We start from the raw sequence: 22,102 nt of genomic DNA on the forward strand, positions 1-22,102 counted from the left end.
TGGCAATCCCGCGCATCGGTCAGGGCGTGATTGTCAGCTACCAGAACGGGGACGCTGACCAGCCAGTGATCACCGGTCGGTGCGTGACGGCACTTCAGCGCCCGCCCTACGAACTGCCCGCAAACAAGACCCGAATGGTCTTCAAGAGTCAGACCCACAAGGGCGACGGCTTCAACGAGCTGAGCTTCGAGGACGAGGCGGGGCAGGAAGAGGTGTTCATCCATGCCCAGAGGAACCAGAGGAACGAGGTCAGGAACGACGAAACCACCCACGTCGGGCACGACCGCAGCGAGCGGGTGGACAACGACGAGAGCCTTACCGTTGGCCACGACCGCAAGGACACGGTGGGCAATGACGAAACACTGCTCATCGGGCAGAACCGGCGGCATGAGATCGGCAACAACGACGAACTGGTCATCGATCGCAACCATACCATCACCATCGGCAGGGACCGCAGCGAAGAGGTTCGCGGAAACCGCCGTGACACGACCGCCGCCAATCATCGGGTGGAGATCGGTGGGCATATGGAACAAAACGTACAAGGGGCAGTCAGCCTGCACGCAGGGCAGCGCATCGTCCAGCACACCAAGGTCTTCGAAATCCATTGCGCCGACGCGCTGAACATCAAGGGGCCGGGGGGCTCACTGCGTATCGACGCTGCGGGTATCACCCTGGATGGCATCACGCTCCAGCAGCGAGGGCCACTGACGGTCGACCCACGAGGAAACAGCAACAGTATCGCCATGTCCGGCGTGGCGGACGTGAGCGAACCCGTGTGTGTGGGATGTCTGCTCAAGGCTATCGCCGAGGGGAACAACCTGATCCCGATGGAAGGAGCACCTGCGGCATGATGACACCCTTCGAACGTCTACTGGTGGAGCAACTCAGGCCGCTGCCAGACCATCGCCTGACAGCCATCGTGGAAATGGCTCGCCTGTCGCCTCCCGAGCGTCGCCAGGTTTTCGATACATTCGGCAACGCCGGCTATCCGATCCTGCAACAAGACCACTTTGCCAATCTTCGGGACATCGGTCCTTGGTTGTTCTGCTCCGGGGAGCGCACCGGCCTGCAAGGCCAGTACGAATTCCATCATGACCTGAGCAACGTGGCAGGCGATGCACCGAGCAGTTGGCTGATAAGTGCCCTGGAACCCTCCAGGCTCGCTTTCCACCTCGGCGAGGCCGCCATTGCCCGAGGCCCGGACGGACGCACCCACCTGCTGCGCTTCTACAGCGAGAAAGCCTTTCCCGTTCTGCATTCCCGCCAGGACCTGCCTGGCATCGTGCACCTGCTTGCTCCCATCCACTCATGGTGGCTCAGGGAGCCCGAGTCTGACCTCGATGATGGAGAAAAAGGCTGGCGACGCTATGCCGGCAAGGACCGGGCGGACTACTGCGGCGTTCCGCCGATCTACCTCGACCAGCTCTGTTGGGATGACCTGACGGGTGACGCGCTCAGCTATCGGCTGGTCGATCTGATCGACAAGCTGCAGGTAACGCCGGCCACCGGGGGGTGCCACGGCAAGCGTCTGGCACAAGTTCGCAGGCTGCTGGCCGAGGCGCGTCGAATGGGTTTCAGGCAGCAAGCAGACCAGAGCGACTACGCCCTGCTCATGGCCTTGCATGACCGGGCCTTGCGCGGTGGCCTTCCATTGCAGGCCGCACTGAAAGACGCTCTTGAAGGCAAGCAACCCCTCGCCCAGGCGCTGAAACGGCACATTACCCCGACAATGCTGACGAGCCCCCACCATGTCTAACCTGGAAAAAACCTTCGAACTCTGCGAGCTAATGCGTACATGGTTGCAAGGTCAGTTACAGGGCTCGGCCACCACCTGCACGCGCACCTTCTCTTTCCTCCCGCTGCGCTATGGCGCAGTGGGCGGCAGCGCGAGCCAGAAGGGACAACTGCCCTTCCTGCCGCCGCACCTGAGCCGCCCGACAAAGGTCGGTCGGCTCAGCGAGTCCGCCTATGCCCTGCGCCCTCTGCGCGAGGGATTCCTCTATGTCCTCATCAAGCGCAAGGAAGCAGCCTACGCCTGGCATAGCCAGTACCGCGTCTCGGCTATCGGCGTACTCGACTTCATTGACGCCGACCGACCCTGGGCCCAACCGGCTCCGACCTTTGGCCCAGGCGCAGTGAAGACCCCAACCTGGATGCTGCGGCTGCACGACATGGACGGCATCGATGAGCTGCGCTTTCTCTACAGCCCGGCGCCCCTCACCCAGACAGTGCGTGACAGGTTCCGCCAGCTTGCCAAGTACCGCGACACCATGACCTCGGTGGATATCGCCGGACTGCTCTCGGCAGAACCACCCATCATGCCCAACGTGCTCACCCGCAATGCCCTCGACCTGATCACGGACTTCGCGGCAGACAGCAAGCCCACGCTCAAGGAGCACCTCAAGACACTGGCCTTCCTGCCCTTACCGCCACCCCGGCAGGCAGTCTCCGCAGAAATGCGGCCTGCTGCCGGACGTGACACTCAAGGCGGAGTCGCCATCGTCCTGAATGATGCCCTCGGCATGGTTCAGGAGCTCAATGCCTGGCGTAACGCGAGCAGCGACTCACTCGACACCTTCATGGCCAAAGAGGATGAAGAAAAGGTCGACAACCAGCGCAAGTTCACCATCGCCTTCGCTATCGACAACATCAGGAAGCTGGTGGAGGACGAGGCCGAGGCCAGCTATCGCAATCATCAGAACACTATCGGCGTGCGTTACACCGACCCGGAGTACCAGGCGGGCAACAGGTATGCAGTGGTGCAATCCTCCGGCAACTACCAGAGCTTCCGCAATCCGACCCAGCAACGGCAGGTACAGGACGCCGCGATCAAGGCCGCACGCGCCAGCAGTTGGGACAAGTACGCGCCCTATATCGACGAGCAAAGGCGCCAGGATTTCCTGGAACGCTATCAAGACGAGGTTGCCAAGGCCGATGCAGCTCGCGATGCGCGCACGGCGGATCACCTGCTCTGGCTGCAGAGCGAGCAACTGCTCGATGCGCTCGAAGTGTTCGACCGTGATGACACGGAACAAGCACTGCTGTTCGAAGACCAGATGGGCAAGGCCATCGCCGGAATGAATGCCACCGAAGCTGGCCAGGCGTTACTGGAGCGCTGGCGCGAAGCGGAGATCTCGCGGGAAAACCTGTACTGGCGGTCGCTGGCGCAGAACCAGCAGGCGGCCGAGGACGAAGTGGCTGCGTTGTACGAGGCCCGCAGCACGCTGGAGGACATCGACCCTGTCGCCCTGCAGGATCGCCTGAAGAAGCTGGCCGTTGTCTACGACCGCGCCCATGCCTTCATGGACGAGCTGGCCGCGGGCACGGGCGGACCACCGTCCAGCTACCTGGTGGGCGGGGCCATGTTGATCAATACCCTTGGCAACTCCCTGCTCCAGAACAAGCCCGCAACCCTTCTGGACAAGGCCGCCAACAAGGTTGCGGCAGCGGTGCTGCAGGCGCAACTGGGGCGCTATGCACAGAACATCCAGCTCGAAATGCGTGGCGGGAAACCCCTCGGTCGCGGCGCGTCTGCGCGCATCGATCGAGCTGCGCAGCGTAGCTTCGACGACGCGCTTCGAGGAGGACGCCACGGGCCGATGGTCGAAATGCGGCTTGGTGGCGTCCTGGCGGTGCTGGATGTCTGGAATCTGCTCAACAAGCTGGCGGTCGAGGACAAAGGCGGCAGGCAATATGCCGAATTGGTTGCCGCGATACTGGCGGTGACGGCTGCTGGTGTCGAGATCGGCGCGGCGGCGGTGGCGCTTGGTTCGCGCAGCGGGAGCACTGCGGTTCAGCAGGGGGCCAAGGTGTTTGGGGGTGGCTTGAGGTTGGGGGCGGGGGTTCTGGCGGGGACGGCTGGGTTGGTGGGGGCTTGGTATGACTTTCAGGATGCGTATGAGAGTCGAGGCCATAAAAGGTATTCGCTTGCCGGAGTCTACTTATTGCGCGCAGTGACACAGATGGGTTCCGCCACCTTATCTATTACGGCGGGCTTGGCGTTCGCGAGGCCATACTTGGAATACTTGCTCAAGCAGTACGGAACTCGCCCAATTCTCGGTGTAGCGGTTAGATCAAGTTTGCAAGCATCTACTGCTCTGGCCCTACGCATGATTCCAATGCTTCGGCTATTTTTCGGCCTGAACATGGTGATTCTGGCATTGGTATTAGTTGAAATCGTCCTATTTCCTAACCAGCTGCAGCGCTACCTCGACACCTGCACATTCCGCAAGAATCTTAAAAACAAAGGCATCGATAATGAAAAAGCTGAAGTGACAACCATGCAAAAAGCATTAGAGGGGACTCTCTAATGTATTTTCTGGAACGAGGCTTTCAGTGGTCCAAGACATTAACCACCTACGAAGAAGCCAAGAACGAATTCAATAACCAACAGCGCCACCCGGGACAGACTGAACTCCATGCCCCAAGTGGAGTGAGCGAGCCAGTTTCAAACAGCACTTACGATAATTTATCAATCTACACGTACAACGACGAGCATATTGACATCAGGACACCTAACGACGAAAAAAGAGGAGCAATTACATTTTTTGCAATTGCCATATATGGAATGCTAATACATGCCACTACAATCAATACAGTGATGTCCATCGACTACATTATGGCTGGACATAGCTATTACGACAAAGTGCCGCTAACCAGTAGCGATTACTTTTTTGCAGTATTTTTCCCCCTGTCCTTGCTAATGGTACTTGCAGTCTTTTTGAAGTACACGTTTCGTTTCACTCGCTTGGAATCCTTCACCGCCCGCCGCATCATCGTTCGCTTCAACCGCATCACCCGAAAAGTCTACCTCCTCCGTCCCAAGCACCTGGGCGGCATCCGCATCATGGACTGGGACAAGACCGAGATCCTTATCGACAAGAAAATGAGCGAACTCGAAGGTACCGGCGGCTTCGTCATCCTGGTCTGGGACAAAGGTGATGGCGTCGATCTACAAGGCACCCCCACCGACAACATCGAAGTCACCTTCATCGGCAAACCCACCCGCAACGCCAGTGAACTGCTGGCGTTCTGGGAATACATCCGCCGCTACATGGAAGACGGCCCCACCGCCGCGCCAGCTCCAAAGAAACTCATCTGCAAATTCCCCTGGCCCTGGCTTTCGCTCAAGGCCGCCTGGGGATTGGACACCAGCTTCTTCCGCCAGAGCGAACTACGGGTATTCGTGTTGCTCAACTTGCTGCTATGGCCCGTTATCCTGATCCACGCCACCGGCCACTGGTTATCACTCCTGCTTTGCTATGAGCCAAGGTTTCCGAAGGTCATCGAAGAAGCCGGGCGTTGATCGATCATCTGTCCGGCGATCCGGCAATCCCCCTAGCCTCTGCTACCGTGGAAATACCACTCCACCCCCACGCAGCACAGGTGACCCCTCATGGCGCGCACCACTCCCATCGAGCTGTACCGCAATATCGGCATCGTCGCCCACGTCGATGCCGGCAAGACCACCACTACCGAGCGCATCCTGTTCTACACCGGGGTCAACCATAAGATGGGCGAGGTCCACGACGGCGCCGCGACCATGGACTGGATGGCCCAGGAACAGGAACGCGGGATCACCATCACCTCGGCGGCGACCACGGCCTTCTGGCAGGGCTCGACCAAGCAGTTCGCCGACAAGTACCGCTTCAATATCATCGACACGCCCGGCCACGTGGACTTCACCATCGAGGTGGAACGCTCCCTGCGCGTGCTCGACGGCGCGGTGGTGGTGTTCAGCGGCGCCGATGGCGTCGAGCCGCAGTCCGAAACGGTGTGGCGCCAGGCCAACAAGTACCATGTGCCGCGCCTGGCCTACGTGAACAAGATGGACCGCCAGGGCGCCGATTTCCTGCGCGTGGTCAAGCAGATCGACCAGCGCCTGGGCCACCACCCGGTGCCGATCCAGCTGGCGATTGGCGCCGAGGAAAACTTCGCCGGGCAGATCGACCTGGTAAAGATGAAGGCTATCTACTGGAACGAAGACGACCAGGGCACCAGCTACCGCGAGGAAGACATCCCCGCCGAACTCCTGGAGCAAGCCCGGGAATGGCGCGCGCATATGATCGAAGCCGCCGCCGAGGCCAATGACGAGTTCATGACCCTCTATCTGGACGGCATCGAACTGAGCAACGAGCAGATCAAGGCCGGCTTGCGCCAGCGTACTCTGGCCAACGAGATCGTTCCGGCGATCCTCGGCTCGTCGTTCAAGAACAAGGGCGTGCCGCTGATGCTCGATGCCGTGATCGACTACCTCCCCGCCCCCTCGGAGATCCCGGCGATCAACGGCACCGACCCGGACCACGAGGACCGGCACCTGGAACGCCACGCCGACGACAACGAGCCGTTCTCGGCCTTGGCCTTCAAGATCGCCACCGATCCCTTCGTCGGGACCCTAACTTTCGCGCGGGTCTATTCCGGCGTGCTCAGCTCCGGCGATGCCGTGCTCAACTCGGTCAAGGGCAAGAAGGAACGGGTCGGCCGCATGGTGCAGATGCACGCCAACCAGCGCGCCGAGATCAAGGCGGTGTGCGCCGGGGACATTGCCGCGCTGATCGGCATGAAGGACGTGACCACCGGCGACACCCTGTGCGATATCAACAAGCCGATCATCCTCGAACGCATGGACTTCCCCGACCCGGTGATCTCGGTGGCGGTAGAGCCCAAGACCAAGGCCGACCAGGAAAAAATGGGCATCGCCCTCGGCAAGCTGGCCCAGGAAGACCCGTCGTTCCGGGTCAAGACCGACGAGGAAACCGGGCAGACCATCATCTCGGGCATGGGCGAACTGCACCTGGACATCATCGTCGACCGCATGCGCCGCGAGTTCGGGGTCGAGGCCAATATCGGCAAGCCCCAGGTGGCTTACCGCGAGAAGATTCGCAATACTTGCGAGATCGAAGGCAGGTTCGTCCGCCAATCCGGCGGGCGCGGCCAGTACGGTCATTGCTGGATCCGCTTCGCGCCGGGTGACGAAGGCAAGGAAGGCCTGGAATTCATCAACGAGATCGTCGGCGGCGTGGTGCCGCGCGAGTACATCCCGGCCATCCAGAAAGGCATCGAGGAACAGATGCAGAACGGCGTGGTTGCCGGCTATCCGCTGATCAGCCTCAAGGCCGCGGTGTTCGACGGCTCGTACCACGACGTCGACTCCAACGAAATGGCGTTCAAGATCGCCGCGTCCATGGCTACCAAGCAACTGGCGCAAAAAGGCGGCGCGGTGCTGCTGGAGCCGGTGATGAAGGTGGAAGTGGTGACGCCCGAGGAATTCATGGGCGACATCATGGGCGACCTGAGCCGCCGTCGCGGCTTGATCCAGGGCAGCGAGGACACCCCGGCGGGCAAGGTGGTACGGGCCGAAGTGCCGCTGGGCGAAATGTTCGGCTACTCCACCGAGATGCGCTCGATGACCCAGGGCCGGGCCAGCTATTCGATGGAGTTCACTCGCTATGCGGAAGCACCGGCGAGCATTGCCGATGTGATCATCAAGAAGCAGGGATGATGAACCCGGCAGCGGCGATGGTACGGACAACCGGCCATCGCCGCCCGGCCTTCAGACCAGCAATCGGGTGACCGTCAGGCCAGCCCGCTGCTTGCTGGCGTCCCGCACGGTCGCCGTGGCCAGCACCTTGTCGGCGGACTGGGCCAACAAGCGAGGTTGCCCGTTCTCGACGAAGCCGCCATCCAGGCCGGCACTGGCCACGCCGAACGAGCTATCCAGGCTGCCGCTTGCCGTGACACGTCTGACGATCAATTGCTGCGTGCGGCTGTCCAGTTCCAGGGTGAGAATACGGCCAGCAGCGTCGAGCAGCATGTCTCGTGGCGTGGTCTCACCCAGTTCGACAGGCCTGCCCCCATTGAAGGCGCTGTCGACACTGCCATTGAGCAGGAGCCTGGCCAGGAACCCGCGGTCGGCGAAGTCTGCATCGCTGCCTTGTCCAAGCGCAACAATCCGCCCGTCGGGCTGCTCCAGCAGGCGCTCGATACACATGTCCTTCAGCGAACCCAGCGGCAGGCTGACGAAAGAGGTCATGGCCAAGGAAAGATCAGGTGCTGCCGTGTCGTAGAAACGCTCCACGCTGGCCTGCGACATGCAGCTACCACCGAACAGCAGACGACCATCCTCCTGACGAGCAGCGGCATGCAGGCTGGTGTGCTCGCCGAACCCCAGCACACCGCGCCTGCCAAAGGTCTTGTCCAGTTGCCCCGTACTGCTGATCCGCACCGCGCCGCTGCGGTCCAGCCCTATGGCTACACCCTCGCACACGGCGATCAGGTTGCCGTCCTTCTGCACCAGCAGCGCACGGGCGAAGCGGCTTCTCACCAGCGGTGCGAAGACCACCGTGCCGCCGCTGCCGAAGCTGCTGTCGAGGCGCCCGTCGGCCAGGAAACAGGCGAGAAAAAACTCTTCATCAGCATTCCGGTCATTCGGCGGGCGCCGCGCGCCAAGTGCGACCAGGCGCGTGTCGGGCAACTGGACGCAATCCGCCACGGATACCTCGAACGCCGCAAACAGCTCGCGGACCGCCACGCCCTTGTCGGCAAACGTCGCATCGAGGACGCCATTGGCAGTGAAGCGCGCCAGGGTCAGGGCATTGGGCTTGAGCGAACCGACGCCGATGGCGACGATTTCCTTGGCCGGGCCCAGGATGGCTCGGGCGACATAGTCCTGCCCTGGCAACTCAAAGCGCAGCGTGCCGCCATTACCGAACGAAGCATCCAGCTTGGCCGTGGACGGCCGGGTTTGTACGTTCATTGCTCATCTCCATCGACACTGAGGGTGTCGGATGGACCGCCGCCCTGCCGGGCCTCATCCGTGAACCTATTCAATCCTTGTCGACTAGCGCACGCACCTGACAGAAATACCAGGTGCGCGCGTATCAGTGCTCCACGCTGGCGCGCTTGAGCAACTGCTTGCAACGCTCCGACAGATGCACCACCCGCAGGTGCTTCCCCGCCTTCTCATACCGCTCGCGCAAGGTCTTCAACGCCGCGATGGCCGAGTAATCGACGAAGCTCAGGTGCCGGCAGTCCAGCGTTACCTGCGCCGGATCATTCGCCGGGTCGAACTGGTCGAGAAACGGTGTCGACGAGGCGAAGAACAACGTTCCATGCACCCGGTACAGCCGGCTGCCGTCCGCTTCGTCATGGATGTCGGCATACAGCTCGCGGGCGTGCTGCCAGGCGAAGTTGATCGCGGCGATGACGATGCCGAACAGCACCGCCGTGGCCAGGTCGGTGAACACCGTGACCACGGTCACCGCGACGATGGCCAGCACATCGCTGGCCGGCACCTTGCGCAATACCCGCAGCGAGGCCCAGGCGAAGGTCTGCTGGGCGACCACGAACATCACCCCGACCAGCGCCGCCAGCGGGATCTCCTCGATCAGCGGTGAGAGGAACAGCACGAACAGCAGGATCATCACCCCCGCCACGACTCCGGACAGGCGTCCGCGCCCGTTGGAGCCGAGGTTGATGACGGTCTGCCCGATCATCGCGCAACCGCCCATGCCGCCACACAGCCCTGAAACCATGTTGGCCGCGCCAAGGGCCACGCATTCGCGGTCGGGGTGGCCGCGGCTCTCGGTGATTTCGTCGGTGAGGTTGAGGGTCAGCAGGGTTTCCAGGAGGCCGACCAGGGCCATCAGCACCGCGTAGGGGGCGATGATGCGCAGGGTTTCCAGGTTCCACGGTACTTGTGGCAAGGCCAGGGACGGCAGGCCGCCGGCGATATGGGCCATGTCGCCAAGGGTACGGGTTGGCAGATCGAGCAGCCAGACCAGCATGCCGACACCGAGGATCGCCACCAGCGCGGGCGGCACTGCGCGGGTCAGTTTCGGCAGGGTATGGACCACCAGCATGGTCAGGCCCACCAAGCCAAGCATCAGCCACAACGCCGGGCCTTGCAGCCAGTGCTCGCCATCCTTGAAATGTTCCAGCTGGGCCATGGCGATCACGATGGCCAGGCCGTTGACGAAGCCGAGCATCACCGGATACGGCACCAGGCGCACCAGCTTGCCCAGGCGCAGCAGGCCGAACAGGATCATCAGCAGCCCGCCCAGCAGCACCGTGGCCAGCAGGTACTGCACGCCCTGCTGCACAACCAGGGCGACGATCACCACGGCCATGGAGCCGGCCGCGCCGGAAATCATTCCCGGGCGGCCGCCGAACAAGGCCGTCAGGGTGCAGATGATGAAGGCGCCGTACAGGCCCATCAGCGGATTGAGGTGCGCGACCAGGGCGAAGGCGATGCACTCCGGCACCAGGGCGAACGACGTGGTCAGACCGGCGAGGACATCGCTGCGCACGCGCAGGGCCCGGTTTCGGGTGTGGGTATGGGACATCGGGGAATTCCGTGAGGGCAAGCCAGGCGGGGAAAAATCGTTAGCAAGCTTACCGGATTCGCCATGGCCGACACAAAACCCTGTGGGGCTTGCCAGCGATAGGGGGCCTGACCTGACAGCATCATTGCTCATGCCGGCCTCATCGCCGGCAACGCCGGCTCCCAGTCAGCCGCACGATTTGGATGTGGCACTGAACTTGTGGGAGCTGGCTTGCCAGCGATAGGGCCCGACCTGGCAGCATCTTTGTCAGTGCCGGCCCCATCGCTGGCAAGCCAGCTCCCACAGGGTCAGTGCTGAACACAAATCCTGTGGTTGACTCAGGATCCTGTGGGAGCCGGCGTTGCCGGCGATGAGGCCGGCATAGGCAATGATGGTGTCCGGACGGACCAATCGCTGGCAAGCCAGCAGGGTTCTCCGGTGCTCCGGCTATTTCCTTATAACCACTATGGCTATTGACCACCCGCTCGCCCCCGCCCCATGCTCCGCCTCTCCAACCCTTTCAAGGAACGACTGCATGAAGCTGGAAACCCTGGCCATCCACGCGGGCTTCAGCCCGGACCCGACCACCAGGGCGGTGGCCGTGCCGATCTACCAGACCACCTCCTTCGCCTTCGACGATACCCAGCATGGCGCCGACCTGTTCGACCTGAAGGTTGCCGGCAATATCTATTCGCGGATCATGAACCCCACAAACGATGTGCTGGAACAACGCATGGCCGCGCTCGAGGGCGGGGTCGGGGCGCTGGCGGTGGCCTCGGGCATGGCGGCGATCACCTATGCGATCCAGACCATCGCCGAAGTCGGCGACAATATCGTTTCCGTGGCCAAGCTGTATGGCGGTACCTATAACCTGCTGGCCCATACCCTGCCACGCATCGGCATCCAGACCCGCTTCGCCCCGCACGACGATATTGCCGCCCTCGAAGCCCTGATCGACGAGCGCACCAAGGCGGTGTTCTGCGAGACCATCGGCAACCCGGCGGGCAATATCGTCGACCTGCAGGCCCTGGCCGACGCCGCGCACCGCCATGGCGTGCCGCTGATCGTCGACAACACCGTGGCAACGCCGATCCTCTGCCGGCCGTTCGAACACGGCGCCGATATCGTCGTGCATTCGCTGACCAAATACATCGGCGGCCATGGCACCAGCATCGGCGGCATCGTCATCGACTCGGGCACGTTCCCCTGGGCCGAGAACAAGGAACGCTTCGCCCTGCTCAACACCCCCGACCCGTCCTACCACGGCGTGACCTACAGCGAAGCCTTCGGCCCGGCGGCGTTCATCGGCCGTTGCCGGGTGGTGCCGCTGCGCAACACCGGCGCGGCGCTGTCGCCGTTCAACGCCTTCCTGATCCTGCAAGGCCTGGAAACCCTGGCGCTGCGCATGGAGCGGCATACCGAAAATGCCCTCAAGGTCGCCCGTTACCTGCAAACCCACGAGCAGGTGGCCTGGGTCAAATACGCCGGCCTGCCGGATCACCCCGAGCACGAACTGGCCCGGCGCTACACCCAGGGCAAGCCGGCGTCGATCCTCTCGTTCGGCATCAAGGGCGGCCAGCAAGCCGGCGCGCGGTTCATCGATGCCCTGAAGCTGGTGGTACGCCTGGTCAACATCGGCGACGCCAAGTCCCTGGCCTGCCACCCCGCCTCCACCACCCACCGCCAGCTCAACGACGAAGAGCTGGAGAAAGCCGGAGTGCCACGCGACATGGTGCGCCTGTCGATCGGCATCGAGCACAGCGATGACATCATCGCCGACCTCGAACAGGCCCTCGCCGCCAGCCGCGGATAACCGCCGCAACCGCCAGCCTCGCCCGACCCGATAACGATGGAGGGCGCGGGCTTGAGCGGTCCCTTTCAAATTGCCTTGCGCACATACCTTCGACGCCCGGGAAACCCCCGGATTCATTGGGGTTCACCGTTTCAGCCAATGCCGACAACATTTTCCGTAATGGCAGATTGGCATTAACGAAAACCTCGTCGATACTGGCTCCCGCACGGAATTCCTTGCCCACAACAACATAGGGATATTTGCGATGAGCCAGACCCAGCCATTGGATGTCGCCATCATCGGCGGCGGCGTATCAGGGACCTACAGCGCTTGGCGCCTGCAAGAAGCACAAGGCGATCATCAACGCATCCAGTTGTTCGAATACAGCGACCGCATCGGCGGGCGTCTCTTCAGTATCAACCTGCCCGGCCTGCCCAACGTCGTCGCCGAAGTCGGCGGCATGCGCTGGATGCCGGCCACCAAAGACAATACCGGCGGCCACGTGATGGTCGACAAGCTGGTCGGCGAGCTCAAGCTGGAGAGCAAGAACTTCCCCATGGGCAGCAACCTGCCGGAAAAGGATCCGGTCGGTGCCAAGGACAACCTGTTCTATCTGCGCGGCGAACGCTTCCGCCTGCGTGACTTCACCGAAGCCCCGGACAAGATCCCCTACAAACTGGCGTGGTCCGAACGCGGTTTCGGCCCCGAGGACCTGCAGGTCAAGGTGATGAACAACATCTACCCAGGCTTCGACAAGCTCAGCCTGGCCGAGCAGATGCAAGTCAAGGTGTTCGGCAAGGAGATCTGGCGCTATGGCTTCTGGGACCTGCTCTACCGCGTGCTGAGCAACGAGGGCTACCAGTTCATGAAGGACGCCGGCGGCTACGAGGCCAACGTGGCTAACGCCAGCGCGGTAACCCAGTTGCCCGCCACCGAATACAGCGACAAGACCATCTTCCTGACCCTCAAGAAAGGCTTCCAGGCCTTGCCGCTGGCCCTGGCCCAACGCTTCGCCGAGGTGCCGGGCGGGTTGATCCCGGGCGAGCAGCGCATCCGCATGAACCGCCGCCTGGCCTCGGTGCAGTTCAGCGACGACACCGAGTACCCCTACCGCCTGCACTTCCAGGCCACCCGCACCGTCGACGGCAAGACCAGCGACGTGCCCGGTGCCGAGGAAATCATCCACGCCCGCCAGGTGATCCTGGCCTTGCCGCGCCGCTCCCTGGAACTGATCCAGTCACCACTGTTCGACGACCCGTGGCTGAAGGAGAACATCGACTCGGTACTGGTGCAGTCGGCCTTCAAGCTGTTCCTCGCCTACGAGCAACCCTGGTGGCGCAGCCAGGGCCTGGTGGCCGGGCGCTCGGTTACCGACCTGCCGATCCGCCAGTGCTACTACATGGGCACCGAGTGCGAGCAGGACGGCGGCGAGAAAACCCTCAACTCGCTGCTGATGGCCTCCTACAACGACATCGGCACCGTGCCGTTCTGGAAGGGCCTGGAGGACGGCGCGCCGTTCGAGGGCTACCAGCCGAAAAGCCTGCAGGGCCGCGTCGATGCCAATGAAGTGGTGCCGAAGATGCAGTACCAGATCAGCGAGGAGATGGTGCGCATCGCCCAGCGCCAGGTCACCTCGCTGCACGACCAGATCGAACTGCCGGCGCCCTATTCGGCGGTCTACCACGCTTGGGATGCAGACCCGTTCGGCGGCGGCTGGCACGAATGGAAGGCCAACTACCGCCTCGACCTGATCATCCAGCGCATGCGCCATCCGGTGCAGGAGCAGGAGGTGTACATCGTCGGTGAAGCCTATTCCTACGGCCAGGGTTGGGTCGAAGGCGCACTGACCACCGCCGAATCCACCCTGCAGGACTTCTTCGGCCTGCCCCGTCCGGCCTGGCTGCCCGAGGCCTACCAGTTGCTGCCCGCCCCGGCGCCGGTCGATATCGACAATCCGCCGGCCCTGGCCTGCACCCACTGCAAGAAGACCCTGACCGAAGTCACCGAGTTCGCCTACACGGGGATCAAAGCATGAGCAGCGCACCTTTCACCGTTGCCGACTACCTGCTGACCCGTCTGAAGGAACTGGGCCTGACCAAGGTCTTCCAGGTGCCCGGGGACTACGTGTCCAACTTCATGAATGCCCTGGAAGCCTTCGACGGCATTGACGCGGTGGGCGAAGTCTATGAAATGGGCGCCGCCTACGCCGCCGACGGCTATGCCCGGGTGCACGGCATCGGCGCCGTCTCCCTGCAATATGGCGTGGGCACCTTCAGCGCGGTCAACGCCATCGCCGGTTCCTTCGTCGAACGCGCCCCGGTGGTGGTGATTTCCGCCAGCCCGTCCACCCAGAACCGCGAGCGGGCACGCCAGCAGCATGTGCTGTTCCACCATTCGACCGGCAACTTCGAGGCCGATCGCAATGTGCTGGAGCAGGTTACCGTGGCCTGCGAGATCATCTCCGACGCGCGCCAGGCGCCCTGGCAGATCGACAGCGCGCTGATCGCCGCCATCACCCATCGCCAGCCGGTGTACCTGGAGGCGTGGAAGGACGTCTGGGGCCTGGAATGTTCGCAGCCGCAAGGCACCCTGAGCCCTGCGCCACGGCCCTCCAACCCGGACGCGCTCAAGCTGCTGGTGGACAACAGCGTCAAGCGCCTGGCCGAAGCGAAGAAACCGCTGGTGCTGCTGGGCGTGGAAGTCATGCGCTATGGCCTGCAGGACGCCGTGCAACGGCTGATCGATGGCTGCCAGTTGCCGTTCAGCACCACCCTCGACGCCAAGACCGTTCTCGACGAAAGCCAGGCGCCGTTCATCGGCACCTATGCCGGCCCGGCCTCGCGCCTGGAAACCTCGCCCCAGGTGCTGGATGCCGACTGCATCCTGGCCATCGGAGTGATTTTCACCGACGACTACCTGGACCTGCTGGGCAAGCGCTTCGAGCAGATCATCCAGGTCAACTGCGACCTGGCCCGCACCGGCGCCGAGTATTACCCCAACGTGCGCCTGCCGGATTACGTCGACAGCCTGCTCAAGGCCTTCGACCTGGACCCGCGTTTCCCGCGCAAGGATCTATTCCTGCCCCGCCATCCGGCCCTGCTCGCCGCCGGCGGCCCCGGCGACGCGCTCAGCTACCAGAGCTTCTTCGCCAGCCTGGTGGACTTCGCCAGGGAGCATCGGCTGTGGGACAGCAGCACGCTGATCCTCGGTGAAAGCTCGTCGCTGTATGTGGCCAGCAACATCCAGGACATGCCGCGCAACGGCTTCCTCTCCGATGCCATCTGGGGCTCGCTCGGCCACGAAACCGGCTGCGCCCTGGGCCTGGCGCTGGGCAGCGGGCGGCGGCCGGTCGTGGTCGCCGGCGACGGCGGCTTCATGATGGTCAGCCAGTCCCTGGCGGCGCTGGCGCGCAACAAGGTCAACGCCATCGTCTTCGTCATGAGCAACCAGGTGTATGCCATCGAGCAGGCGTTCGTCGATATCAAGGCGTTCGACGCGGATGGCCAGTTCGCCCCGTTCGATACCCTGCCGAGCCTCGACTACCGGGCCCTGGCCCAGGGCTACGGCGCGCTTGGCTATCAGGTGACGACGGTCGGCGAGTTGCAGGCGCTGCTGCCGAAACTGCTGGCGATAGGCGACCGGCCGGCGCTGGTGGAAGTGAAGATCCCCGAGAAAGACCTGGCGGCACAGATCAAGCGTCTGGCCGAAGACTGACAAGGACACAGGAACCCGTTCATGGAAAGAATCACCAGCGTGCGCACGGCGGTAGCCTGCGCACTGCTGGCCTCGTTGCCGCTCAACGCCATCGCTCACGGTGGACACGGCGACGCAGGCCCGCAAGGCAAGACCTTCACCAAACTGCCCGACAACACCCCGCTGCAACAGGCGCTGGAGCTGTGCGTCAGCTCGAAGGACACCCGCCAGGACCATCTGCTCTCCGGCCTGGGCGGAACGCGCTACGACCTGGTGTCAGTGGGCGACAACGAGAAGATCCAGGCCTTCTACAGCCAGGGCATGGCCCTGCAATACGGCTTCAACTTCAGCGAGGCGATCCGCACCTTCTACCAGGCTTACGTACTCGACGAGAAGTCGGCGATGCCGCTCTGGGGCATCGCCCTGTCGGCCAGCTCGAACATCAATACCGACGCCACCGAGGGCTGCGATCAACTGGCGTTCCTGGCGGTGAACATGGCGCGACAGCATGCCGATCGGCGCGTGCAAAGCATTCCTGCCGGATTCACCGAGGCGCAGGTCAAGCGCGAAGCACGCTATGCCAAGGCGTTCCTCAGCCAGTACGACGTCAAGGGTGACCAGGTCACCCTGTCGGCGGACGGCAAGAAACGCTACGTGGCCGAGATGAAAGGGCTCTCCAACGACTACTTCGACGACCTCGACGCCGCCGCCCTGTACGCCGATGCCCTGCTCAACATCGACCCGTGGAAATGGTGGAAAGGCAGCGAAGCCACGTCCGATGCGGTCAAGCCCACGGATGAAGCCGCCGACGCCCTTGAGGTGCTCAACCGCGTGCTGGTGCAGGACCAGAACCACTCCGGCGCAAACCACTTCTTCATCCACGCCATCGAGGAATCGCCATTCCCCGACAGCGGCATGCCCATGGCCGAGCGCTTCCGCACCCTCAACCCGGCGGTGGGCCACCTTATCCACATGGCCTCGCACATCTACCAGCGCACCGGCAACAACGCGCTGTCCAGTGCCACCAACTACGCGGCGATCTCGGTGGACCGCGCCTATGGGCGCGAAATCCAGCCGGAGAGCCCGTACCTGCTGCACTACCTGGGGCACAACATCCACTTCCTGACCTGGACCCTGTCCATCGAAGGGCGCAGGAACGAAGCGCTGAACATGGCCAGCGAACTGGTGGACAACACCACCGAAAACGCTTCGGTGAAGTTCCTCTGCGAGAAGTATCCAACCGAACTCAAGACCAAGTCCGACTACTTCTATGCCGTGCCCTACTACTACGCCGTGCGCTTCCAGGCGTGGGACAAGCTCGATGGCTTCGACCAGCAGGTCAAGGACGGGCTGGCGAAAATCAATGCCACCTGCAAGGCCAGCACAGGGGGCTGGGAGACGCTGACCATGCCCTACACGCGGATCATGCAGCGCTACGCCCGGGCCTACCAGGCCCTGGACGGCACGCAAGAAAGCGGCAAGGCGGTGCAGGCGCTGAACGGTTTCTGGACGACCACCCGCGACGTACTCAATGAAACCGAAAAGACCGGGCTCAGCTACGGCAACAACAAGGCAGTGGACCTATTGCGCCTGGCCAACCTGATTCTGTTCAACAAGGCGCAGGCGGCGACCGGCAACACGCTGTCGTTGGCTGACGTGCAGAAAACCAGTGCCGGCGCCGTCGGCGACCTCGCCAAGGTCCTGGCTGATGACCTCGCGCAACTGAAGGGCGACAACAACGCACAGATCCTCGCGGCATGGCGCAAGGCCGTCGAAGTACAGGACGGGCTCTGGTACAACGAACCGCCGGACTGGTACTACACGGTGCGCGAGTCGCTCGGCTATGCGTACCTGGCCCAGGGCAAGGCGCTGGATGCGGAGCGGGTGTTTACCGAGGACCTGAGCGAGAACCGCTTGAGCGGCAGATCGTTGAACGGGTTGAAGCTGAGCCTGGAGGCGCAGAAGAAACCGGTGAGTGCGGAGCTGGAGCAGAAGCTGGCGACTGCGTGGCGCAATGCGACGGTGAGTGCGAGGCCTTAGAAGCTAACTCGGGGAGCCGCCTGGCGGCCCCCCGATCAGCAATTTGACAAGAGAACCGCCTGTACTAACTTTTCAAGTATCTGCCAGGGTGTCGTAAGCATTCCTGGCGGTATTCACAGCGTTATTTCCGACTTCAACCAAACCCTACGCGGTTTGAAGTTTGTTTGTAGACGCGTATTTCCCACTCACCGGGGCGCCATTCCCGGTGTATAGGAGATCAACTATGAACAAACGGTTCGTTACCTCACTTTTCATTGCCTTGGGCACCTGCTTCGCCCTTCATACCCCGTCAACCTACGCAGGCGTATCCGTTGGAGGCGCATGTACCAAGGGATCGGTCTGTGCTGCTGGCCTGGTATGCAGCAACGCTACCTGTCAATACCCAGGCGACAAAATCGACGACGACCTTCAGCGGTGCAAGGATAAACTGATCACCAATGGCATGAGCTCTGGCACAAAAGCCTCCTATCATAACAATTTCTGCTATGACAGCGTAGCCTGCCCCGAAGTCAGCAACACATTGCAGCAGCTACAGTACGAAGTTGTGGTGGAGCCTCGTGGGAACATTAGCTACGAAGAATGGCTTAAACAGAGAGACGCCCTTGCTGCTAAATCAGCTGCGGCCAAAAGCGAAAGGGACGCGACTGTGATCAAGGCCGCCAGCCAGGAGTGCAACCAGTGCACGTCGGGAGGCAAAGCCAGATGCTTTTATCCGGTTCTGTATTAGTCGAAAAGCCGTGGCTGACGACAAAGCTGTATATCCATACAGATAATCCTTGCTACCCTTTCATTTCCTGCGCATCCTAGGGAACCTCGTTCCCCAGGATGCCTCCCTTCCCCATGCGCCTGTTTCTCTGCGAAAAGCCCTCCCAGGCCAAGGATATCGCCAAAGTCCTCGGTGCCAGCCGGCGCGGGGATGGCTGCTGGGTGGGCAGCGGGGTGACGGTGACCTGGTGCATCGGTCACCTGCTGGAAACCGCGCCGCCCGACGCCTACGACGCGCGCTACAAGCGCTGGGTGCTGGCCGACCTGCCGATCGTGCCGGAGAAGTGGAAGATGCAGGTCAAGCCCAAGACCGCCAGCCAGTACAAGGCCGTCAAGCGCCTGCTGGGCGAAGCCGCCGAGCTGGTGATCGCCACCGACGCCGACCGCGAAGGCGAGATGATCGCCCGCGAGCTGGTGGAACATTGCCGTTACCGCGGGCCGATCCGCCGCCTGTGGCTGTCGGCGCTGGACGATGCCTCGATCCGCAAGGCCCTGGCTGCGCTCAAGCCCGGTGCCGAAACCTTCAGCCTGTACCATTCGGCCCTGGGCCGCTCCCGCGCCGACTGGCTGATCGGCATGAACATGAGCCGCCTGTTCACCCTGCTCGGCCGCCAGTCCGGCTACCAGGGCGTGCTGCCGGTGGGCCGGGTGCAGACCCCGACCCTGCGACTGGTGGTGGACCGCGACCGCAGCATCGCCGATTTCGTCCCGGTGCCGTTCTGGGCCATCGATGTGCAACTGGACAGCGCTGGCACACTGTTCACCGCGCAATGGCGCGCGCCGGACGATGTGTGCGACGACCAGGGCCGCTGCCTGAAGCACGAACTGGCGCAACAGGCCGCCGCAGCGATGCAGGCGGCGGGCACGGCGCAGGTTATCGAGGTGAAGACCGAGCGGGTCCGCGAGGCGGCTCCCCTGCCCTTCGACCTCGGTACCCTGCAGGAGGTCTGCTCGAAGAAGCTGGGGCTCGGCGCCCAGGAGACCCTCGACATCGCCCAATCGCTGTACGAAACCCATAAGGTCATCACCTACCCGCGCAGTGATTGTGGCTACCTGCCACTGAGCCAGCACAGCGAGGCGCCGGCGATTCTCGCCGCGCTCGGTCGGGCCGACCCATCACTGGCGCCCTTGCAGCCGCACCTTCAGGCCCAGCGCCGCTCGCGGGCGTGGAACGACGCCAAGGTCAGCGCCCACCACGGCATCATCCCCACCGCGGCGGCGCTCGACCCCAACCGCCTGCCGGGCAAGGCCAAGGCGGTCTACACCCTGATCCGCGCGCGCTACCTGGCGCAATTCCTGCCCAACCACGAATACGACCGCACCCAGGCGGATTTCGACTGTGCCGGCCAGGCGTTGCGGGCCGTGGGCAAGCAGATCGTCGAGCCGGGCTGGCGGCGGGCCTTGCCGGAAGCACTGACGCCGCCAAAGGGCCGGGAGGCGCCAGCAGCGCAAGTGCTGCCGGCGTTAAGCAAGGGCCAATGGTGCGAGGTGCGCGATCTGCAACTGAAAGACCTCTGGACCCAGCCGCCCAAGCCCTTCACCGAAGGCGACCTGATCAAGGCGATGAAGAACGTCGCCAAGCTGGTGGAAGACCCGCGCCTCAAGCAGAAGCTCAAGGAAACCACGGGCATCGGCACCGAGGCGACCCGGGCCGGGATCATCCAGGGCCTGCTCGATCGTGGTTACCTGGTGAAGAACGGCAAGGCCCTGAACGCCACGCCGGCGGCCTTCAGCCTGATCGACGCGGTGCCGCGGGCAATTGCCGACCCGGGTACCACGGCGATCTGGGAGCAGGCGCTGGATATGGTGCAAAGCGGGGAAATGAGCCTGGAGACCTTCGTCGCGAAACAGTCGGCGTGGATGAGCAAGCAGGTGGAGCGCTGTGCAGGGATGCAGTTGCGGATTTCCGGGCCGGCAACTCCGGCCGGGCGGGGTGGATCGCCTTGGAAGAAGAAGCGCAAGGCGGGTACTGCGGCGAAGGATGGGGTGAAGCGGGTGCGCAAGCCGAGGGTGAAGAAGGCTGGGAGTTGATGGGGTGTTGCTTATGGCCTCATCGCTGGCAAGCCAGCTCCCACAGGTCCGGTGTAAGCCATACCTGTGGGAGCTGGCTTGCCAGCGATAGGGCCATCAGCAACACCATCAAGCCAAAGCCTTACTCCTTGACCGCCTGCAAGGTGTAGCTCAACGGCAACCGCCAGGGCTGCTTGTCCAGCTGCCATTCCCCATTGTCCCGCCGGCTCATCTGCCCCGGCAGCGCTTCCCAGGGAATGCTGTCGTGCTCCACGAGCCCGGTGACCCGCAGCCCTTGGCTGATCAAGGCACTCACCACCTCGCCCAGCCCGTGGTTCCATTCATGGGTTTCGGTATTGACCAGGCTGGCGTCGGTGCTGACGTAGGTCTGGTCACTGATCCATACCGTCGGCTCGGGCCGTTCGAAGTATGGGTATTCCACCACCAGCCGGTCCTGATGATCCTCGTTCAGGGCCAGCAGCATCGGATGGCCCTCGCGCAGGAACAGTCGCCCGCCCGGCTTGAGCAGGGTCGCCACGGTCCCGGCCCAGCGCTGGATGTCCGGCAGCCAGCACAGGGCGCCGATGCCGGTATAGAGCAGGTCGAACGAGGCAGCCGGCAGCACCGAGCAGGCCGCGTAGACCTCGGCTTCGACGTACTCGATGTGCGTGGCGCAACGCCCGGCCAGGGCCCGCGCCTGTTCCAGCGAACGCGCGGAAAAATCCAGCCCGGTCATTTGCGCGCCAAGGCGGGCCAGGGACAGGGTGTCGGTACCGATATGGCATTGCAGATGCAGGCCACGCAGGCCGGCGATATCCCCCAGCAGCGGCAAATCGAAGCGCACCACTTCCGAGAGGTGCGCAGGGTCGGCGACGAATGCCGCCACCTCGTAGTCGCCCGACGCCGCGTGCAACGGCGCGCGCTCGTCCCAGCTGGCTTTGTTGAGGGCAAGTGAATCGGCCATGGTCAGCTCCTTTGGTCCAGGTCCGTGCGCCAAGATAGTGCGCTCGTTCGACAGTGGCAATGTGCTGGATGCCGCAGTGCGGTATAACGTCGGCGTCATCATCAAGGAGGAACAGCATGAAACTGGGTTACACCATCGCTTATGTCGCCGATGTAGCGGCATCGTTGCGATTTTTCCAGCAGACCTTCGGCTTGCAGCAACGCTTCCTGCATGAGTCGGGGGATTATGGCGAGCTGGAAACCGGCGCAACCACCCTCGCCTTCGCTTCGCTGGAACTGGGTGAGATGAATTTCGAGGGTGGCGTGCTGGCGGCGAGTGAAAGCCAGCGGCCACTGGGGATGGAGATCGGACTGGTGACCGAGGATGTACCGGCGGCCCATGCCCGGGCACTGGCGGCCGGGGCGGTGGAGCTGAAGGCGCCGCAGGTGAAGCCCTGGGGGCAGACGGTGTCGTGGGTCAGGTGTCCGGCGGGGATTCTGGTCGAGTTGTGCACTGCCGTGGGTTGACGTGTTGGTC

At 63.0% G+C, this 22,102-nt stretch carries 14 protein-coding genes and 1 pseudogene; 12 read left to right on the top strand and 3 right to left on the bottom strand.

Features of this window, described 5'->3' with window-relative positions; translation table 11 throughout:
- The 5 genes and pseudogenes from N7650_RS14995 to fusA all read left to right on the top strand — a co-directional run.
- Window positions 1–851 (top strand): annotated as a pseudogene (locus N7650_RS14995) (type VI secretion system tip protein VgrG); the annotation flags it as partial.
- On the top strand, window positions 848–1,756 hold the full coding sequence (locus N7650_RS15000; protein ID WP_279898892.1) for a DUF4123 domain-containing protein: 909 nt from the start codon (window positions 848–850) through the stop codon (window positions 1,754–1,756). The pseudogene N7650_RS14995 and the gene N7650_RS15000, both read left to right, overlap by 4 nt.
- On the top strand, window positions 1,749–4,310 hold the full coding sequence (locus tag N7650_RS15005) for a T6SS effector BTH_I2691 family protein (RefSeq protein WP_279898893.1): 2,562 nt from the start codon (window positions 1,749–1,751) through the stop codon (window positions 4,308–4,310). Before N7650_RS15000 ends, N7650_RS15005 begins: the two co-directional genes overlap by 8 nt.
- Window positions 4,310–5,305 (top strand): DUF6708 domain-containing protein, encoded by a 996-nt coding sequence (locus N7650_RS15010; protein WP_279898894.1) that lies wholly within the window; start codon window positions 4,310–4,312, stop codon window positions 5,303–5,305. Before N7650_RS15005 ends, N7650_RS15010 begins: the two co-directional genes overlap by 1 nt.
- A 90-nt stretch (window positions 5,306–5,395) precedes the next feature.
- On the top strand, window positions 5,396–7,501 hold the full coding sequence (gene fusA, locus N7650_RS15015) for an elongation factor G (RefSeq protein WP_279898895.1): 2,106 nt from the start codon (window positions 5,396–5,398) through the stop codon (window positions 7,499–7,501).
- Window positions 7,502–7,552: 51 nt separating this feature from the next.
- Here fusA and N7650_RS15020 read toward each other — a convergent pair whose 3' ends face one another.
- Complete coding sequence (locus N7650_RS15020; protein ID WP_279898896.1) at window positions 7,553–8,755, bottom strand: delta-60 repeat domain-containing protein; 1,203 nt, start codon at window positions 8,753–8,755, stop codon at window positions 7,553–7,555.
- Between the two features lie 124 nt (window positions 8,756–8,879).
- The gene (locus tag N7650_RS15025) at window positions 8,880–10,343 is read right to left on the bottom strand and encodes a SulP family inorganic anion transporter (protein WP_279898897.1); all 1,464 of its coding nucleotides are present in this window, start codon (window positions 10,341–10,343) and stop codon (window positions 8,880–8,882) included.
- Window positions 10,344–10,857: 514 nt separating this feature from the next.
- Between N7650_RS15025 and N7650_RS15030 the strand changes: the two genes are divergently transcribed.
- The 6 genes from N7650_RS15030 (at window position 10,858) to N7650_RS15055 (ending at window position 20,643) form a co-directional block, all read left to right on the top strand.
- Window positions 10,858–12,135: a bifunctional O-acetylhomoserine aminocarboxypropyltransferase/cysteine synthase gene (locus N7650_RS15030; RefSeq protein ID WP_279898898.1), complete on the top strand. Its 1,278-nt coding sequence runs from the start codon at window positions 10,858–10,860 to the stop codon at window positions 12,133–12,135.
- A gap of 244 nt (window positions 12,136–12,379) precedes the next feature.
- Window positions 12,380–14,149: an FAD-dependent oxidoreductase gene (locus N7650_RS15035; RefSeq protein WP_279898899.1), complete on the top strand. Its 1,770-nt coding sequence runs from the start codon at window positions 12,380–12,382 to the stop codon at window positions 14,147–14,149.
- On the top strand, window positions 14,146–15,828 hold the full coding sequence (locus N7650_RS15040; RefSeq protein WP_279898900.1) for a thiamine pyrophosphate-binding protein: 1,683 nt from the start codon (window positions 14,146–14,148) through the stop codon (window positions 15,826–15,828). The genes N7650_RS15035 and N7650_RS15040 overlap by 4 nt, the downstream gene beginning before the upstream one ends.
- Before the next feature lie 21 nt (window positions 15,829–15,849).
- On the top strand, window positions 15,850–17,847 hold the full coding sequence (locus tag N7650_RS15045) for a hypothetical protein (RefSeq protein WP_279898902.1): 1,998 nt from the start codon (window positions 15,850–15,852) through the stop codon (window positions 17,845–17,847).
- A gap of 223 nt (window positions 17,848–18,070) precedes the next feature.
- Entirely contained in the window at window positions 18,071–18,574 is a 504-nt protein-coding gene (locus N7650_RS15050; RefSeq protein WP_009408842.1) for a hypothetical protein, read from the top strand.
- A gap of 113 nt (window positions 18,575–18,687) precedes the next feature.
- Window positions 18,688–20,643: a DNA topoisomerase III gene (locus N7650_RS15055; protein WP_009408843.1), complete on the top strand. Its 1,956-nt coding sequence runs from the start codon at window positions 18,688–18,690 to the stop codon at window positions 20,641–20,643.
- A 121-nt stretch (window positions 20,644–20,764) separates the two neighbouring features.
- Here N7650_RS15055 and N7650_RS15060 read toward each other — a convergent pair whose 3' ends face one another.
- On the bottom strand, window positions 20,765–21,586 hold the full coding sequence (locus N7650_RS15060) for a class I SAM-dependent methyltransferase (RefSeq protein ID WP_279898904.1): 822 nt from the start codon (window positions 21,584–21,586) through the stop codon (window positions 20,765–20,767).
- A 116-nt stretch (window positions 21,587–21,702) separates the two neighbouring features.
- Between N7650_RS15060 and N7650_RS15065 the strand changes: the two genes are divergently transcribed.
- The gene (locus N7650_RS15065) at window positions 21,703–22,092 is read left to right on the top strand and encodes a VOC family protein (RefSeq protein ID WP_279898906.1); all 390 of its coding nucleotides are present in this window, start codon (window positions 21,703–21,705) and stop codon (window positions 22,090–22,092) included.
- Window positions 22,093–22,102: the final 10 nt, after the last annotated feature.

The sequence above is a fragment of the Pseudomonas sp. GD04058 genome (assembly GCF_029836855.1).
Classification (GTDB): Bacteria; Pseudomonadota; Gammaproteobacteria; order Pseudomonadales; family Pseudomonadaceae; genus Aquipseudomonas; species Aquipseudomonas bharatica.

Excerpts from the sequence above, each read along its gene's own strand:
- N7650_RS15065 (WP_279898906.1), top strand. The coding sequence starts at position 21,703 with ATGAAACTGGGTTACACCATCGCTTATGTCGCCGATGTAGCGGCATCG.
- N7650_RS15030 (WP_279898898.1), top strand. The coding sequence starts at position 10,858 with ATGAAGCTGGAAACCCTGGCCATCCACGCGGGCTTCAGCCCGGACCCG.
- N7650_RS15055 (WP_009408843.1), top strand. The coding sequence starts at position 18,688 with ATGCGCCTGTTTCTCTGCGAAAAGCCCTCCCAGGCCAAGGATATCGCC.
- N7650_RS15035 (WP_279898899.1), top strand. The coding sequence starts at position 12,380 with ATGAGCCAGACCCAGCCATTGGATGTCGCCATCATCGGCGGCGGCGTA.
- N7650_RS15050 (WP_009408842.1), top strand. The coding sequence starts at position 18,071 with ATGAACAAACGGTTCGTTACCTCACTTTTCATTGCCTTGGGCACCTGC.
- N7650_RS15010 (WP_279898894.1), top strand. The coding sequence starts at position 4,310 with ATGTATTTTCTGGAACGAGGCTTTCAGTGGTCCAAGACATTAACCACC.
- N7650_RS15025 (WP_279898897.1), bottom strand. The coding sequence starts at position 10,343 with ATGTCCCATACCCACACCCGAAACCGGGCCCTGCGCGTGCGCAGCGAT.
- N7650_RS15045 (WP_279898902.1), top strand. The coding sequence starts at position 15,850 with ATGGAAAGAATCACCAGCGTGCGCACGGCGGTAGCCTGCGCACTGCTG.
- N7650_RS15040 (WP_279898900.1), top strand. The coding sequence starts at position 14,146 with ATGAGCAGCGCACCTTTCACCGTTGCCGACTACCTGCTGACCCGTCTG.
- N7650_RS15060 (WP_279898904.1), bottom strand. The coding sequence starts at position 21,586 with ATGGCCGATTCACTTGCCCTCAACAAAGCCAGCTGGGACGAGCGCGCG.
- N7650_RS15005 (WP_279898893.1), top strand. The coding sequence starts at position 1,749 with ATGTCTAACCTGGAAAAAACCTTCGAACTCTGCGAGCTAATGCGTACA.
- N7650_RS15020 (WP_279898896.1), bottom strand. The coding sequence starts at position 8,755 with ATGAACGTACAAACCCGGCCGTCCACGGCCAAGCTGGATGCTTCGTTC.
- fusA (WP_279898895.1), top strand. The coding sequence starts at position 5,396 with ATGGCGCGCACCACTCCCATCGAGCTGTACCGCAATATCGGCATCGTC.
- N7650_RS15000 (WP_279898892.1), top strand. The coding sequence starts at position 848 with ATGATGACACCCTTCGAACGTCTACTGGTGGAGCAACTCAGGCCGCTG.